18 protein-coding genes and 1 tRNA gene are annotated in these 15,805 nt (G+C 65.4%); 9 read left to right on the top strand and 10 right to left on the bottom strand.

Going from position 1 to position 15,805, the window contains the following annotated elements:
- Window positions 1-127 precede the first annotated feature (127 nt).
- The 10 genes from rlmH to rplU all read right to left on the bottom strand — a co-directional run bounded on the left by rlmH (window position 128) and on the right by rplU (window position 7,958).
- Entirely contained in the window at window positions 128-610 is a 483-nt protein-coding gene (rlmH, locus tag BJF92_RS07295; protein WP_075634104.1) for a 23S rRNA (pseudouridine(1915)-N(3))-methyltransferase RlmH, read from the bottom strand.
- Between the two features lie 375 nt (window positions 611-985).
- A complete protein-coding gene (gene rsfS, locus BJF92_RS07290) occupies window positions 986-1,483 on the bottom strand; it encodes a ribosome silencing factor (RefSeq protein ID WP_078057906.1) in 498 nt (165 codons plus the stop codon).
- Window positions 1,484-1,544: 61 nt separating this feature from the next.
- The gene (locus BJF92_RS07285; protein WP_075634289.1) at window positions 1,545-2,132 is read right to left on the bottom strand and encodes a nicotinate-nucleotide adenylyltransferase; all 588 of its coding nucleotides are present in this window, start codon (window positions 2,130-2,132) and stop codon (window positions 1,545-1,547) included.
- A gap of 36 nt (window positions 2,133-2,168) precedes the next feature.
- Window positions 2,169-3,419: a glutamate-5-semialdehyde dehydrogenase gene (locus BJF92_RS07280; RefSeq protein WP_075634288.1), complete on the bottom strand. Its 1,251-nt coding sequence runs from the start codon at window positions 3,417-3,419 to the stop codon at window positions 2,169-2,171.
- 94 nt (window positions 3,420-3,513) lie between these two features.
- Window positions 3,514-4,686: a glutamate 5-kinase gene (gene proB, locus BJF92_RS07275; protein ID WP_075634103.1), complete on the bottom strand. Its 1,173-nt coding sequence runs from the start codon at window positions 4,684-4,686 to the stop codon at window positions 3,514-3,516.
- A 2-nt stretch (window positions 4,687-4,688) separates the two neighbouring features.
- A complete protein-coding gene (obgE, locus tag BJF92_RS07270; protein ID WP_143523964.1) occupies window positions 4,689-5,756 on the bottom strand; it encodes a GTPase ObgE in 1,068 nt (355 codons plus the stop codon).
- Between the two features lie 222 nt (window positions 5,757-5,978).
- Window positions 5,979-6,554 carry a GNAT family N-acetyltransferase gene (locus BJF92_RS07265; protein ID WP_075634102.1) on the bottom strand — a complete coding sequence of 192 codons (576 nt, stop codon included), beginning with the start codon at window positions 6,552-6,554 and terminating at the stop codon, window positions 5,979-5,981.
- Window positions 6,551-7,183: a GNAT family N-acetyltransferase gene (locus BJF92_RS07260; protein WP_075634101.1), complete on the bottom strand. Its 633-nt coding sequence runs from the start codon at window positions 7,181-7,183 to the stop codon at window positions 6,551-6,553. The genes BJF92_RS07265 and BJF92_RS07260 overlap by 4 nt, the downstream gene beginning before the upstream one ends.
- A gap of 135 nt (window positions 7,184-7,318) precedes the next feature.
- Window positions 7,319-7,588 carry a 50S ribosomal protein L27 gene (rpmA, locus tag BJF92_RS07255; RefSeq protein WP_075634100.1) on the bottom strand — a complete coding sequence of 90 codons (270 nt, stop codon included), beginning with the start codon at window positions 7,586-7,588 and terminating at the stop codon, window positions 7,319-7,321.
- Between the two features lie 37 nt (window positions 7,589-7,625).
- Window positions 7,626-7,958, bottom strand: a complete 333-nt coding sequence (gene rplU / locus BJF92_RS07250; protein WP_075634099.1) for a 50S ribosomal protein L21 — start codon at window positions 7,956-7,958, stop codon at window positions 7,626-7,628.
- A 252-nt stretch (window positions 7,959-8,210) separates the two neighbouring features.
- Between rplU and BJF92_RS25735 the strand changes: the two genes are divergently transcribed.
- The 9 genes from BJF92_RS25735 (at window position 8,211) to arsK (ending at window position 15,264) form a co-directional block, all read left to right on the top strand.
- Entirely contained in the window at window positions 8,211-9,176 is a 966-nt protein-coding gene (locus BJF92_RS25735) for a ribosomal eL19 family protein (protein WP_198931537.1), read from the top strand.
- A gap of 92 nt (window positions 9,177-9,268) precedes the next feature.
- A tRNA-Ser gene (locus BJF92_RS07235) sits at window positions 9,269-9,358 on the top strand.
- Between the two features lie 351 nt (window positions 9,359-9,709).
- Window positions 9,710-10,483 carry a hypothetical protein gene (locus BJF92_RS07230; RefSeq protein ID WP_075634098.1) on the top strand — a complete coding sequence of 258 codons (774 nt, stop codon included), beginning with the start codon at window positions 9,710-9,712 and terminating at the stop codon, window positions 10,481-10,483.
- Complete coding sequence (locus BJF92_RS07225) at window positions 10,461-11,540, top strand: site-specific integrase (RefSeq protein WP_075634097.1); 1,080 nt, start codon at window positions 10,461-10,463, stop codon at window positions 11,538-11,540. Before BJF92_RS07230 ends, BJF92_RS07225 begins: the two co-directional genes overlap by 23 nt.
- Window positions 11,541-11,558: 18 nt before the next feature.
- On the top strand, window positions 11,559-11,912 hold the full coding sequence (locus tag BJF92_RS07220; protein ID WP_075634096.1) for an ArsR/SmtB family transcription factor: 354 nt from the start codon (window positions 11,559-11,561) through the stop codon (window positions 11,910-11,912).
- Window positions 11,912-12,952: an ACR3 family arsenite efflux transporter gene (gene arsB / locus BJF92_RS07215; protein ID WP_075634095.1), complete on the top strand. Its 1,041-nt coding sequence runs from the start codon at window positions 11,912-11,914 to the stop codon at window positions 12,950-12,952. Before BJF92_RS07220 ends, arsB begins: the two co-directional genes overlap by 1 nt.
- Before the next feature lie 5 nt (window positions 12,953-12,957).
- Entirely contained in the window at window positions 12,958-13,380 is a 423-nt protein-coding gene (gene arsC / locus BJF92_RS07210; protein WP_075634094.1) for an arsenate reductase (glutaredoxin), read from the top strand.
- Window positions 13,355-14,080, top strand: coding sequence for an arsenical resistance protein ArsH (gene arsH, locus BJF92_RS07205; protein WP_075634093.1), 726 nt, complete (start codon window positions 13,355-13,357; stop codon window positions 14,078-14,080). Before arsC ends, arsH begins: the two co-directional genes overlap by 26 nt.
- Complete coding sequence (arsK, locus tag BJF92_RS07200) at window positions 14,077-15,264, top strand: arsenite efflux MFS transporter ArsK (protein WP_075634092.1); 1,188 nt, start codon at window positions 14,077-14,079, stop codon at window positions 15,262-15,264. Before arsH ends, arsK begins: the two co-directional genes overlap by 4 nt.
- The last annotated feature ends 541 nt before the right edge of the window (window positions 15,265-15,805 follow it).

The raw sequence follows: 15,805 nt of genomic DNA, 5'->3' as shown, positions 1-15,805 counted from the left end.
GGCGATCGGGGCCATCAAAGGCCGTTGCGCAGCAACCGGGCGAGAATAGGGCAAGGCGCCACGCGGCGGCTTCCGCCGTTACCCGGCCCGTCGATCATCGGTCATGACAGGTGACGTATGTGCTGCCTCAGGCGCGATGATAGGGATGACCCGAAAGAATGGTGACCGCGCGGTAAAGCTGCTCGGCGATCAGGATGCGCACCAACTGGTGCGGCCAGGTCATCCGCCCGAGGCAGAGAACCGCATCGGCCCGCTCGCGCAAGGGCGGGTCCAGCCCGTCGGCGCCGCCGATGGCGATCATCATCTCGCGCTTGCCGCCATCGCGCCAGCCGGCGATGAGCTGGGCGAACTCTTCGGAGCCCATGGCCTTGCCGCGCTCGTCCAGGAGCACCAGAACGGCATTCTCCGGCAGCGCCTTCTCCAGAAGCGCGCCCTCTTCCTTCATTCGTGCCGGCGCACTGCCCGCCCGGCTCTCGGCCACCTCGGTCATGCGCGCAAATTCCAGGCCGATGGCCGGCCCGGCCTTGGCGAAACGATCGAGATAACGGGCGGCAAGCTCCCGCTCCGGCCCAGCCTTGAGCCGTCCAACGGCGAACAGACCGATACGCAATGAAGCCCCCCTGGAAGCATCGGACCGAAAGTGAGAACCGGCTTTCGGAAAAATCCGATGCAAAAACAAAATTCCAGAGCATCAGACTGCGTATGATTGTCAGTCCGCTGCTCTAACGGACCCGTCAAAGACGGGCGATTCGAAAGCGGGGACAATAAAGCACCGGTCGGAAAAGCGGAAACAGGCTTGTCAGACAATCCGACACGAAAACAAGACCCGAAGCCTTCAGGTCAGGCCCCCTCCGGTCTGGGATGCGCGGTCCCTGCCGGATGGCTTTGACGTACGCCGCGGCACAGGTGCAAGCGCACAAAGACTATTGCGCCCGGAGATCGCCGCACCGGGCATCGCCTTTCGCACACTGGCCGCGGGGCCGGTTCAGTGAACCGTGCCGTCCTCGATATCCGGCTCCGACCACATCCGCTCGATATTGTAGAACTCGCGGATTTCTGGGCGGAAGATATGGATGATCACGTCGCCATTGTCGATCAGCACCCAATCGGACGCTTCGAGACCTTCGACCCGGGCCGTGCCGAGGCCGGCCTCTTTCAGGTCGGTCAGGAGATGATCGGCGATCGCGCCGACATGGCGGTTCGATCGCCCGGAGACCACGATCATGTAGTCTGCGAGCGCCGACTTCCCGGCAATGTCGATCGTGACGATATCTTCGGCCTTGGAGTCTTCGAGGCTGCCAAGAACGACGGTGAGCGCGCGGTCTGCTGCGATTTTGCTGCTATCCGTGCGGGGCGGGAAAATGCGGGTGACACTTCCCTTCGCGTGTACTGTTGTCAGGGTCTTTCCTTTCCGAAGAACAGAACAGGCAGTGCCGGGCTGTTCGGTCGTCTTCCGATTTGCCCGTGCTGTAAATGTAGGCACCGAACCCTTAATCTTTCAAGACAGGCAGTGTGGAAAGTCCTGCCGCGTCACAAGCCTCGCACTAGCTCTTACGGGCGGCCCGGAGCGCGGTGGAACTCAGGGGCGAGCGCGGGCCGTGGATGAAGGTCCAGGCCGGGGCCCGGCGGAAGGCGAGCGTGGCGGCATCCTCCTCGTCGACACGGGCATAGTCGAAGGTGCGGGCCATTTTCGACGAGAGATAGCCAAGCGTCGCACCCGGCCGGTCGATCACCGCGATCGGCACGCTGCCGACGATCTCGCGCCAGCGTTGCCAGCGGTCGAAGCTCACCAGATTGTCGGCCCCCATGATCCAGACGAAGCGCACCGCCGGGTTGCGCGCCCGAATGCGCGCGATCGTCTGCGCGGTGAAGCTCGCGGGAAAGGAGGCCTCGAAGGCGGTGACCTTGATGCGCGGATCGTGAACCAGCGCCTCGCTGAGACCGATGCGTTCCGACAGCGGCGCCAGATCGCTGCGGCTTTTCAGCGGATTGCCCGGGGTGACCATCCACCAGAGCTGCTGCAGCCGCAGGCGGCGCAGGGCGATGTCGGCCACCAGCTGATGGCCGTCATGCGGCGGGTTGAAGGACCCGCCGAACAGGCCGACAACCATGCCCCGCTCGGCATGCGGCATGACCAGATAGCGACGGCCGACGGCGTGCGGTTCCACTTATGGCCGGACCTGACCGGTGCCATGCACCCTGTACTGGAAAGAGGTCAGCTGCTCGACCCCGACGGGGCCGCGCGCATGCATCTTGCCCGTCGCAATGCCGATTTCCCCGCCCATGCCGAATTCGCCGCCATCGGCGAACTGCGTGGAGGCATTGTGCAGCAGGATCGCCGAATCGACCTCTGCGAAGAAACGGGCGACGACAGCCTCATCCTCGGCAATCACCGCCTCGGTATGGGCCGAGGACCAGCGGGCGATATGGGCGATGGCGCCGTCGATGCCGTCCACCAGCGCGACCGAGATCACCGCATCGAGATATTCCGTCGCCCAGTCCTCATCGGTGGCGGGCTCCAGCGCGGCGATGTCGGGCAGCAGGGCCTTGAGCGCGGCATCGCCACGCACCGTGCAGCCGGCCTTCAGCAGAGCCTCGACCAGCGGGCGGGCAAGACGGCCGGCATCGTCCGCATCGATCAGCAGGGTTTCGGCCGCGCCGCAAATGCCGGTGCGGCGCATCTTGGCATTGACGACGACGGCAAGCGCCATGTCGAGATCGGCCGAACGGTCGACATAGACATGGCAGAGGCCTTCCAGATGGGCGAAAACCGGCACGCGGGCCTCCGCCTGCACCCGCGCCACGAGGCTTTTGCCCCCGCGCGGAACGATGACGTCGATGGCCCCGGCAAGGCCCGTCAGCATGGCGCCGACGGCGGCACGGTCGGTGACAGGCACGAGCTGGATGGCATCGGCCGGCAGGCCGGCGGCCTCCAGCCCTTCGACCAGGCAGGCATGGATGGCGCGGGAGGAATGGACGCTGTCCGAGCCGCCACGCAGGATCACGGCATTGCCCGCCTTGAGGCAGAGCGCGCCGGCATCCGCCGTGACGTTCGGCCGGCTTTCATAGATCACGCCGATCACGCCCAGCGGCGTGCGAACGCGCTCGATCTTCAGCCCGTTCGGCCGCTCCCAGGCGGCAATCACCGTGCCCACGGGATCGGGCAGCGCGGCGATGTCGCGCAAGGCCGCGGCGATTCCGGCCAGCCGTCCCTGGTCCAGCAGCAGCCGATCGAGAAAGGAGCCGGCGACGCCGGCAGCCCGGGCGGCCGCGACATCGCGGGCATTGGCCTCGAGGATCTCGCTTTGCCGCGCCAGGATCGCCTCGGCCATGGCAAGGAGTGCCGCATTCTTCTGCGCTGTCGTGGCAACCGCGAGCGGCCGGCGGGCCGCACGCGCCCGCGCGCCGATCTCGGCCATCACAGCCTCGACGGACAGGCGCTCAGCCGTTTCCGCCGCGATCGCAGCGTCTTCCGGCGGCAGCCCTGTCTCGCGCGGGGTCGTCTCGATCCGGTCAAGCATCGGCAGGGCTCCTTTCATGGGCGGAAATGCTGGTGGCATGCGCCATGGTCATGACCATATCGTCGCGGTGGACGACAGCCGAGCGGCCGGCATGGCCGAGGATCTCGGCAATCTCGCCCGAGCGGCGGCCGGCGATCTGGCGCATCTCGTCGGCATCGTAACCGGCCAGGCCCCGGGCCAACTCGCGGCCGGAAAGCCCGTGAATGGCAATCGTATCGCCCCGGCTGAAGCTGCCGGACACCTCGCTGAGGCCCGCCGGCAGCAGGCTCTTGCCGGCCTTAAGCGCCGCTTCCGCCCCGGCATCCACAGTGATGCGGCCGGCCGGCTGCAGCTGCCCGGCGATCCAGGTCTTGCGCGCGGTCACGGGCGCGCGCGAGGGCGCGAAATAGGAAGACCGCGCGCCCTCGCCGAGCACACGCAAGGGATGATCCACCTTGCCCGAGGCGATGATCATGGCGCAGCCGGCGGTGGTGGCGATCTTGCCGGCATCGATCTTGGTGCGCATGCCGCCGCGCGACAGCTCCGAGGCCGCGCCGCCGGCCATGGCCTCGATCTCAGGCGTGATCGCCTCGATCAGCGGCAGGAATTCGGCCTTGGGGTCCAGATGCGGCGGGGCGGTGTAGAGACCATCGATGTCCGACAACAGCACCAGCAGGTCTGCGCCGGCCATGGTGGCCACGCGCGCGGCCAGACGGTCATTGTCGCCATAGCGGATCTCGGAGGTGGCGACCGTGTCGTTCTCGTTGATGATCGGCACCGCGCCGAGCTTCAAAAGCTGGTTCAGCGTGGCCCGGGCATTGAGATAGCGCCGCCGCTCCTCCGTATCGCCCAGCGTCAGCAGGATCTGGCCGGCCACCAGCGCATCGGCCGAAAGGCATTCCGACCAGGCCCGCGCCAGCGCGATCTGGCCGACGGCCGCCGCCGCCTGGCTTTCCTCCAGCTTCAGCGTGCCCGGGGCCAGGTTCAGCACCGATCGGCCGAGCGCGATGGCGCCGGAGGAGACCACCATGACCTCCACCCCCGCTTTGCGCAGCGCCGCGATATCGGCGCAGATCGATCGCAGCCAAGCCGCCTTCAGCCCGGTGGCGCGATCGACGAGAAGTGCCGAACCGATCTTGATGACGATCCGGCGATGCCGGTCGAGCGGTTTGCGGCGCGTGGTCATGCTCAGTCCTCGTCCCTGTAGACTGCGTCGCCGTCGTCTTCATCGCCATCGTCATCGTCGTCAACGATGCCATCCTGCGCCTTGGCGGCGATGATGATGTCGCGCAGCGCGCGCAGCGTCTCAGTCATGCCGGTGCCGACCACGGCGGAAATCAGAAGCGGCGTGGCGCCGCTCGCCTTGGCCAGCGCCTTCTGCTTCTTCTTCAGCGTGTCGGGATCGAGCGTGTCGATCTGCGACAGCGCGACGATCTCCGGCTTGTCGGTCAGATCGCCGCCATAGGCCTCAAGCTCGTATTTCACGGTCTTGTAGGCTTTGGCGACATCCTCCTCCTGGGCGGAGACCAGATGCAGCAGCACGCGGGTGCGCTCAACATGGCCGAGGAAACGGTCGCCCAGCCCCGTGCCCTCATGCGCGCCCTCGATCAGGCCGGGAATGTCGGCCAGAATGAACTCGCGCCCGTCGATGGTGGCAACGCCGAGATTGGGATGGAGCGTGGTGAAAGGATAGTTGGCAATCTTCGGCCGCGCGCGGGTGCAGGTGGCAAGGAAGGTGGATTTGCCGGCATTGGGCAGGCCGACAAGACCGGCATCGGCGATCAGCTTCAGCCGCAGCCACAGCGTCTTTTCCTGGCCTTCAAGGCCCGGATTGGCCCAGGTGGGCGCCTGGTTGGTGGCGGACTTGAAATGGGCGTTGCCAAATCCGCCATTGCCGCCGGCCGCCAGACGGAAGCGCTGGCCCTCTTCCATCATGTCGATGATCAGCGTCTCGCCATCTTCCTCGAAGATCTGGGTGCCGACGGGCACCTTCAGCGTCACGTCGGCGCCGCCGGCGCCCGTGCGGTTGCGGCCCATGCCGTGAATGCCGGTGCCGGCCTTGAAATGCTGCTGGAAGCGGAAGTCGATCAGCGTGTTCAGCCCGTTGACCGCCTCGACCCAGACATCGCCGCCGCGCCCGCCATCGCCGCCGTCGGGGCCGCCGAACTCGACGAATTTTTCACGCCGAAAGGAGACGGCGCCGGCGCCGCCATCGCCCGAGCGGATATAGACCTTGGCTTCATCGAGAAATTTCATGCCCGTCACCCGGCAGATCCGCCGGCCTTTCAAAATGCCGTCTTTCGATATCGTCGCTCAGCCGGCAGGTCAAAGACAATCGGCGCCTTCCGGCCCGGTCGATCCCGCGCGCCGCCCCGACTTGAGGCCGCGCACGGGCATTTTATCATCATTAAAGCGGCCGCCGGACGGGACGGATGCACCTCCCCATTCAAGCGGCCTGCTCAAAGGACCGGCCCGAAGTCAGACCCGGCGCAGCGCCGCCGCGTCCACACGGGCTTCGATCATCAGCACCATGCGGCCCCGCGCCTCGACGAAAGCCTCGCGGCAGCCGGTGACGGTGAAGCCGAGCCCGGCCTGAAGCCGGAGTGCCGCGGCATCGTCGGCCGGCGTCAGCGTCAGGATCTCCGCCTCCGGCATGCGCTGGAAGAAGCGATCCAGCGCGGCCGAGACTGCCTGACGCGCAAGGCCCCGCCGCCAGTAGAACCGGCTGAGCCAGTAATCGAGGGTCCAGTGGCCAGCCTTGGGCAGGATGTTCACGGCACCGATCGTCACGTCGTCGGCCATGGTCACGGCCAGCCGCCAGCCGGGCAGCAGGCCCGATGTGGCCAGCATCAGCCAGTCCAGCGCATCCTGGCGCAGATAGGGCGCCGGCACGCCCAGAAGCATGCGCGCGGCCGCCTGGTCGGACAGCGAGTTGGCCACGGCGTCGGCGTCGGCCAACCGGAACGGCCTGAGATGAACCGGACCTGCGGCAACAACCGGCGCCGGGCCGGGATCGCGCACGACGGGGAGGCTCAGAACGGGGGCGGCGCTCATCGTCCGGTCCCCCAGCTCTTCAGCGACATCCAGATCTTGCGGTCCAGCCGGTACCACTCGACCGGCACCATGGTGCCGAGCGCCAGGCTGTGGGCCATGCCCGAGCCCTGGAACTGGAAGCCGCACTTCTGGATCACCCGGCGCGAGCCGATGTTCATGACCCGGCAGCGCGCATCGATCCGCTCGATGTCGCGGGTGCGGAAGGCCATGTCGATCAGGGTCTGGGCGGCCTCTGTCCCGTAACCCCGGTTCCAATAGGGCTCGCCCAGCCAATAGCCGAGCTCGACCGTTTCGGGGTCTCGATGCGGTTCGATGCCGCAGCAACCGAGGAAGGCACCATTTTCCGCTTTGGTAATGGCATAGACGCACTTGCCCATCGTGCCCGCCTGCGAACGTCGCACGAAATCGGCGGCGTCGGCCACGGTGTAGGGATGCGGCATGCGCGATACCATCGTGGCAACGGAAGAATTATTGGCAAGATGGGCAAGGGCGTCGATGTCGTCTTCATGGGGCGCGCGCAGAACCAGCCGCGCGGACAAGAGGACGGGGCAATCGCTCCCGGTTCTTAAAGGCCTGGGCCTTTCCTCGGGCGACCGCAACCGGTCGTCCATCAACAATTCGCTCTGCATCGTGTTTCTCCATCGAGGCAAGAAAAAAGGGAAGGTGGGTCTTGCCCCATCTCCCCTTCTGGATGCCTGGACTCTGAAACCGAGAGAGCGCCAGCCGGGTCGATGAGACGCCGGCTGTTTTAGAGCGCTACCGGCTTATTCCGCTGCTTCGGCTTTCGGCATGACAGAAACGTACGTGCGGCCATTGGCCTTCGTACGGAAGTTCACATTGCCTGCCGTCAGGGCGAAGATGGTGTGGTCCTTGCCGAGGCCGACATTGGCGCCCGGATGCCACTTGGTGCCGCGCTGGCGCAGAATGATGTTGCCGGGGATCACAGCTTCGCCGCCGAACTTCTTCACGCCAAGACGCTTGGACTCGGAATCGCGACCGTTGCGCGAGGAGCCGCCTGCTTTTTTATGTGCCATGGATGTTCTCCTTTAAATCCTGATGGGGTCCGCGCGCTTATTCAGCGGCCTTCGAGCCGGCGCCGGCGATGTCCACGATGCGGACGGTCGTCTGGTGCTGGCGATGGCCACGGATACGCTTGGAGTTCTGGCGGCGGCGCTTCTTGAAGGACAGAACCTTCTTGGCGCGGCCCTGCTCGACGACTTCTGCGCTGACGAGCGCGCCCTCGACGAAGGGCGCACCGATCTTGGCATCGGCGCCGACGCCGACCATGAGGATCTCGGTGAATTCGATCTTGTCGCCTGCGACACCTTCGAGCTTCTCGATGGTGATGACGTCGTTGGCGGCCACGCGGTACTGCTTACCGCCGGTCTTGATGACTGCGAACATTGTTCTTTCCTTATGTTCGGACCGGCTCTGCACCGCCGGCCGAGCATGCTCGGACGAAGGACGCGGCCGTCTTTTTTCAGTCGGAGGGATGGCGGGACGACAAGGCGCCCGCCGGCGAACAGGCCAAAAAGCCCGGCCGGACCCGAAATCCTGAGGCAGGACACAGCTCCGACCCGCGCGACTTACGGGACAGTCGCAATTTTGTCAAGGTCTCCGGCGCCGAATATGTCAAGCGACGGGATGCGCAAAGCCGTGGACAACCGCCCCTCCCCTACGGCCCAGTGCCGCCTGCCGCCTGCCGCCTGCCGCCTGCCGCCTGCCGCCTGCCGCCTGCCGCCTGCCGCCTGCCGCCTGCCGCCTGCCGCCTGCCGCCTGCCGCCTGCCGCCTGCCGCCTGCCGCCTGCCGCCTGCCGCCTGCCGCCTGCCGCCTGCCGCCTGCCGCCTGCCGCCTGCCGCCTGCCGCCTGCCGCCTGCCGCCTGCCGCCTGCCGCCTGCCGCCTGCCGCCTGCCGCCTGCCGCCTGCCGCCTGCCGCCTGCCGCCTGCCGCCTGCCGCCTGCCGCCTGCCGCCTGCCGCCTGCCGCCTGCCGCCTGCCGCCTGCCGCCTGCCGCCTGCCGCCTGCCGCCTGCCGCCTGCCGCCTGCCGCCTGCCGCCTGCCGCCTGCCGCCTGCCGCCTGCCGCCTGCCGCCTGCCGCCTGCCGCCTGCCGCCTGCCGCCTGCCGCCTGCCGCCTGCCGCCTGCCGCCTGCCGCCTGCCGCCTGCCGCCTGCCGCCTGCCGCCTGCCGCCTGCCGCCTGCCGCCTGCCGCCTGCCGCCTGCCGCCTGCCGCCTGCCGCCTGCCGCCTGCCGCCTGCCGCCTGCCGCCTGCCGCCTGCCGCCTGCCGCCTGCCGCCTGCCGCCTGCCGCCTGCCGCCTGCCGCCTGCCGCCTGCCGCCTGCCGCCTGCCGCCTGCCGCCTGCCGCCTGCCGCCTGCCGCCTGCCGCCTGCCGCCTGCCGCCTGCCGCCTGCCGCCTGCCGCCTGCCGCCTGCCGCCTGCCGCCTGCCGCCTGCCGCCTGCCGCCTGCCGCCTGCCGCCTGCCGCCTGCCGCCTGCCGCCTGCCGCCGAACACACCATTCACCAGCGCCCCAATCAAGCCCATCCGACAGGCTCACCGCGCCAAATGCGCGCCCCTTGCCCTTGGCACGCCGCGCAAAGCGCCGGCGCGACACCCTGCTTGTGACGCTCTTATGAAAACTTCTTCGGAAATCCCCTTGTCACAACCCGAATCTGCCGTTATGAACCGCCCCGCGCTACAGCGACAACCAGCCCCGCGGAGAGGTGGCAGAGTGGTTGAATGCACCGCACTCGAAATGCGGCATGGGTGCAAGCCCATCGGGGGTTCGAATCCCCCCCTCTCCGCCATGGTTGTATCCACTCTCCGCCAGTTACCTGCAAAGCTTTGGATTTCCTCGCAAAACCCCTGCTCTTCAGCGGCCGTTGAGGAGTGGACATCATGCGGGTATCGCGTCCGGTACACCTTCCGGCACACGTCGGGGTATCGCCCGAGGCGTCGAATCAGACTGAACCTGCCACGCTGAAGCGCGCCAGAGGGCCCGGCGCCTATCTTGCGAAATCAGGGTCCGTTTACATCTTCCAGATTAAGCTGCCGAAGACGAGCGGCGGCACGCGTGCCATCCCGCCCTTGCGGCTCAGCCTCGGCGCCTGCTCCCACAGACGCGCACGGCTTCTGGCCGACCTTCTGGCGGCGAAGGCATGCACGACGAGGACGACGACGACAGCGCGCTACGGGCGATCGAAGCGGTCATCGAGATGAAGGGTGAGCTAAAGACTTATCTTCGGATGATCGACCGCTCGGACGCACCGATCCCCGTCGAGGAGATGCAGAAGGCTGCTGGTATCCGCGACCTCGTCAGCCTCAATCGTGAACTGGAGCATCAGGCCCGGGGCGAGCCCTTCAGCGAACTCATCGTTGGTCATGCGGACATGCTGAAGCAGTCCGCGATCGCGAAACTGTCTGCGTCGTCGGTGCTCTCCGATCCCGCACCGCTGCAGGTTCCGAACGCGACGTCTGCGACAGTGGCACCTCCGGTATCGCGCGCCGATGTCCTTCACCGCGATACGGGCGCTGACGACCAATCCGACGATGAGGATCTGCCGCGCGACGCCCAGGGCAGGCTGATCCCTGCCTTCGAGTTGGATCGGCGAACCGTTCGGCGGCCGAAGTCCGTGCAGCCGAAACTCAGCGACGTGATCCCGACCTACGTCGCCGCACGCCGTCCTTCCGGCGGCGCCAATATCGCCCGAGACCTTGCCACGGCACAGAGCCGCCTCGCGCTGTTCATCGAACTGATCGGAGACCATCGCGTCGACACCTATGTTCCCGCCGACCTGCAGGCCTTCGTCAACCACATGCAGTTTTGGCCGGGAGACAATAATCAACGCGACCCCGATCTGACACCCTGGCAGGTCATCGAAGACAACCGGGACCTTCACCTGAAGCCCTTTGGCCAGGAAGACGCTGGATGAGGGCTATCTCGCCGTCGTCAAGGCCGCGATCCGCTCAGCCATCACCGCAGGCGGCTTCAGCGACCCGTTTGCAGGTGCCAAGATCACGATTCCGAAAACGGCGGCGAGCCCTCGCAAGGCAACCCCGATCGGCTTCACCAAGATGAACGGCCCGTTCCGCGCAGGTATCGAGTCCGGACTGATGGAAGACATCATGTTGCCGCTGCTTGGCCATCTCACCTCCCGACGCCTGGGCCTGCTGATCCATCTGCGCGGCACGGATATTCGCGAGCAGTATCCGGATGTCTGGGTCGGGCAGGTAACGCGCCTGTCGAACGTCAACGGCACATGGACCACGATTCCCGTGAAGACGCAGGACAGCGAACGATATTTCGTCCTCCACGATTTCCTGAAGCAGATCGGATTCATCGACTGGGCTATCAGCCAGGAATCGAACTTCCTGTTCCCCAACATCATGAACCTGAAGGACCCGAGCAAGAGCGGCTCGTCCTATATGCAGAGGCTGTTCGTCAAGGCGGGCATCAAGCCGAAGTCTGGTGGGGAGAGCAACGGGCGGCGCGAGGTCTTCCACTCTCTCCGCAGCGGCAACATCCAGGACATGCGCGAATCGGGATCGATCCGCGCGAACGCCGTGTCCAGGCAGGGCACAGCGCCGGGGTCGATGAGCACGACCTCTACGGTTTCGACGTCGCGACCGAGAAGGAGGCGCGCAAGCTCAAAGCCCTGCCGCTCGATCCAGAGATCGACTACTCGATCTTCGAGGGACTGGATTTCGAGGCGATCGCTCGGCGAAAGCGGAAAGCAGGTCCACCGGAGCGGAAATGATTTCCGCTCTCAGTGTTCGTGGCACAGGTGTTCCAGACTGGCAGCTTCAGCCGTCTTTCCGGACCTGGCGGTCACTCCCTTTTTTGCCCGAAAGCAGACATGGCTGGTTCTGCCCAGGTCGTCGCGCTCAACAGTAGCGGTCGCGAGCCTGTCGATGGCATGGCGACAGAAACTGAGGAGCGCAAACCTGTGTCACCCAACCGACCTCAGGATCCTTGCTTATACATTATGAATCCGATAATCTGGATTTATGGAATCAGAAAGCGCTATAGCGGCACTTGCCGCCCTTGCCCAATCCACCCGCCTGGATACCTTCCGCCTGCTTGTGCGTCATGAGCCGGAGGGTGTTCCTGCCGGCGAACTCGCCCGGCTGATTGGCGTCCCGCAAAATACCATGTCGGCGCATCTCGCGATCCTGTCGCGCGCCGGCTTGATCAAAGGCGAGCGCCATAGCCGCTCGATCATCTACCGCGCCGAGATCGACGCCCTGCGCGACCTTACCCTATACCTGGTCAAAGACTGCTGTGGCGGAAGCGCGGAACTCTGCGCGCCGATCATCTCGGCGCTCGCTCCTTGCTGTACATCTCCAAACCAGGTGGCCTGATGTCGACATTCGAACGTTACCTAAGCCTCTGGGTCGCGCTGTGCATCGTTGTCGGCATCGCGCTTGGGCATCTGATGCCCGGCGTGTTTCAGGCCGTCGGCGAAGCCGAAGTCGCCAAGGTCAACCTGCCTGTGGCGGTGCTGATCTGGCTGATGATCATCCCAATGCTGCTCAAGATCGATTTCGCAGCGCTCGGCCAAGTTGGCCGCCACTGGCGCGGGATTGGCGTGACTCTGTTCATCAACTGGGCGGTGAAGCCGTTCTCCATGGCGCTGCTCGGCTGGCTGTTCATCGGCTGGCTGTTCCGGCCTTACCTGCCGGAAACCCAGATCGACAGCTACATCGCCGGCCTGATCATCCTGGCTGCCGCACCCTGCACGGCCATGGTCTTCGTCTGGTCGAACCTGACGCGTGGCGAGCCGCATTTCACGCTGAGCCAGGTGGCGCTGAATGACGCGATCATGGTCGTCGCCTTCGCGCCGATCGTCGGCCTGCTGCTCGGCCTGTCCGCCATCACGGTACCGTGGGACACGCTGATCCTCTCAGTGGTCCTCTACATCGTGCTCCCGGTGATCGTAGCGCAGGTCCTGCGCTGCATGACCCATGCGGAGCGACTGGCTGCGCGCCTGCAGCCGGTGTCGCTTGTGGCGCTGCTTGCGACCCTCGTACTGCTTTTCGGCTTCCAGGGCGAACAGATCATCGCGCAGCCGGCGGTGATCGCGCTGCTGGCGGTCCCGATCCTGATCCAGGTCTACTTCAACTCTGGGCTCGCCTACCTGCTCAACCGCATAAGCGGGGAGGAGCACTGCGTCGCCGGTCCTTCTGCGCTGATCGGTGCCTCCAACTTCTTCGAACTGGCCGTCGCGGCCGCCATCAGCCTGTTCGGTTTCACCTCCGGCGCGGCTCTGGCCACGGTTGTCGGTGTGCTGGTCGAGGTGCCGGTGATGCTGTCGGTGGTCTGGATCGTCAACCGCAGCAAGGGCTGGTACGAGCGTGGCGCGGCCGTGCGGCCCGGCACTTCTGCCATCCGAAAGGCTTGAATAGCATGGACGTCACCATCTACCACAATCCCGCCTGCGGCACCTCGCGCAACACGCTGGAAATGATCCGCAACGCCGGGATCGAGCCGACGGTCGTCGAGTATCTGAAGACACCGCCCAGCCGCGACGAACTGGTGCGGATGATCACGGATGCCGGGCTCACTGTGCGCGAGGCGATCCGCCAGAACGGGACGCCCTATGCGGAACTTGGTCTCGACGATCCGGCGCTCACGGATGACCAACTGCTCGAGGCCATGCTCAAGGATCCGATCCTCATCAACCGTCCCTTTGTCGTAACCCCTCTCGGCACCCGTCTGTCGCGGCCCTCGGAGGTCGTGCTCGACATCCTGCCGGACACGCACCGGGGGGCGTTCACGAAGGAAGACGGCGAGCAGGTGCTCGATGCGGAGGGCAAGCGCATTGGCTGACCTGCCCGCAGCCTCGCTGGAGCATCTGCGCCAGCCGGACCTGGACGCGCTGCGTCCGGCGTTCTCGAGCCATAAACCCCGCATTCTGATCCTCTACGGCTCGCTGCGTTCGGTTTCGTACAGCCGCCTCTTGGCGCTGGAGGCCGGCCGGCTGCTGGAGCACTTCGGCTGCGAGGTACGGATCTTCGACCCGGCCGGCCTACCGCTCCCTGACGCCGAACCCGTAACCCATCCCAAGGTCCAGGAGCTGCGCGAGCTGACGCAATGGTCGGAAGGGCAGGTGTGGGTCTCGCCGGAACGTCATGGGGCGATGACGGGCATCATGAAGGCCCAGATCGACTGGATTCCGCTCGCGGTCGGGTCGATCCGACCGACGCAGGGCAAGACGCTGGCGGTCATGCAAGTCTCCGGAGGCTCCCAGTCGTTCAATGCCGTGAACCAGCTCCGCGTGCTTGGCCGATGGATGCGCATGGTCACGATCCCCAACCAATCCTCGGTTGCCAAGGCGTTCCAGGAGTTCGACGCAGATGGCCGCATGAAGCCGTCGTCCTATTATGACCGCGTCGTCGACGTCTGCGAGGAACTGGTGAAGTTCACATGGTTGACGCGGGACGCGAGCACCTATCTCACCGATCGCTACAGCGAGCGGAAAGAAGAGGCGGAGAAGCTGGAACAGCGCGTGAGCCTCAAATCCATATGACCGCAAGACTGCCAATTGGCGCGATCGCCGCATTGGGCGTGACGCAGATCGTCGGTTACGGCACGCTCTATTACAGCTTCAGCATCCTGGCACCGGGCATGGGTGCCTCCTTCGGCTGGTCGCGTGAATGGGTATTCGCCGCTCTCTCGGTCGCGCTGCTCGTCGGCGGCTTCACAGCTCCATGGTTCGGTAGCCTGATCGATCGCGTCGGGGCCGGTGTTGTCATGACGTTCGGCTCTGTTGCGGCAGCAGCCGCCCTGGTCGCCTGCGCCTTCGCGCCTGGTGGAAGCACCTACGTTGCCGCCCTGATCGGCATTGAGGTCGCCGCCAACCTCGTCCAATACGGAGCCGCGTTTGCGCTGCTCGTCCAGCTTCAGCCGAACTCGGCCCAGCGCAGCATCACCTACCTAACGTTGATCGCCGGGTTCGCCTCGACGCTTTTCTGGCCACTGACATCAAGGCTGCATGCAGTTCTCTCCTGGCAGGACGTCTATCTGATCTTCGCAGCACTGAACCTTCTGATATGTCTTCCTCTGCATGCGTGGCTGGCAAAGAGAGTGTCACGGAGCCGCAAGCAGTCCGCGTCAGCGTTGCCACAGCCAGTCATCGGCACTCTGCCGCCAGAGCGTCGGCGCGTGGCGTTTGTGGTCATGACGCTTGCATTCGCCCTGCAGTACCTTGCTGGCTCCGCGGTGCTGGTGCACATGGTGCCACTATTGGCCGGGCTGGGACTTGGCGCGAGTGCTGCTGTGGTCGGCTCGCTCTTCGGCCCGTCGCAGGTCGCAAGCCGCCTGATCAACATGGGTCTTGGAAGGCGGCTCGATCCCCTGCATCTCGCTCTGATTTCCGCGGCTCTTATCCCGTTCAGCGCGGTGATCCTGATCCTGACCGCACCGTCCGTTCCAGGCGCGATGCTGTTCGCCGTGATCTTCGGCATGGGCAATGGCCTGTTGAGTATCGTCTCGGGCACACTTCCGCTGTCGCTGTTTGGCAGCGACGGCTACGGCAGGCTTCAGGGGCGCATGATGGCGGCCCGTCTGGTCGCTTCGGCACTGGCGCCCTTTGTCCTCGCCCTTACGATGAGCTCGTTCGGGATCTCGGCGTCGATTGGTGGAATCATCGGCCTTGCAGTCATGGCAGTCATCTCTTTCGCAAGCCTGCTCCGCTTCCAGCGACCGCGCTAATCGTGTGAAAGAGGCCTGCAACGCGCGTTTTCTAAGGTGGCCGCTATCGAAGATCCGTGCGCTGTAACCGGACATCCCGATGTCGGCCCGGTCATTGGAATCGAAGGTGCGCGTTCTCCCTGTGGCCGATGGTGGCCATAGGAGAACTGAAATGGGTATCTCATAATATGATCCTGGCGCACTGGGTCGACCGGCTTGGAACGCAGGCAAGCAAGTTGGCATCAAGAAGCCGTTGAAGCAGCGCCAGATCTGGGCAGTCCGCTTCTTCATGGACCGTGAAGGAAGGATGCGAGATCGGGCGCTTTTCGATCTTGCCATCGACAGCAAGCTCCGCGGCTGCGATCTGGTAAAACTCAGAATCGGGACACTTGTCACCGGCCACGACATTCGCACTTGGGCGATGGTCGTCCAGCAGAAGACCGGACGACCCGTGCAGTTCGAAATTACGACGGAGGTCAGAGCTAGGCTCAGGACCTATTAATTTGGTTTGAGATGTGATTCACGGTTTCGGAAAGGAGACCGTGATGAGTGATGTGTTTTT

The organism is Xaviernesmea rhizosphaerae (assembly GCF_001938945.1).
Taxonomy (GTDB): domain Bacteria; phylum Pseudomonadota; class Alphaproteobacteria; order Rhizobiales; family Rhizobiaceae; genus Xaviernesmea; species Xaviernesmea rhizosphaerae.
This window is presented reverse-complemented; position numbering and strand designations above follow the sequence as displayed.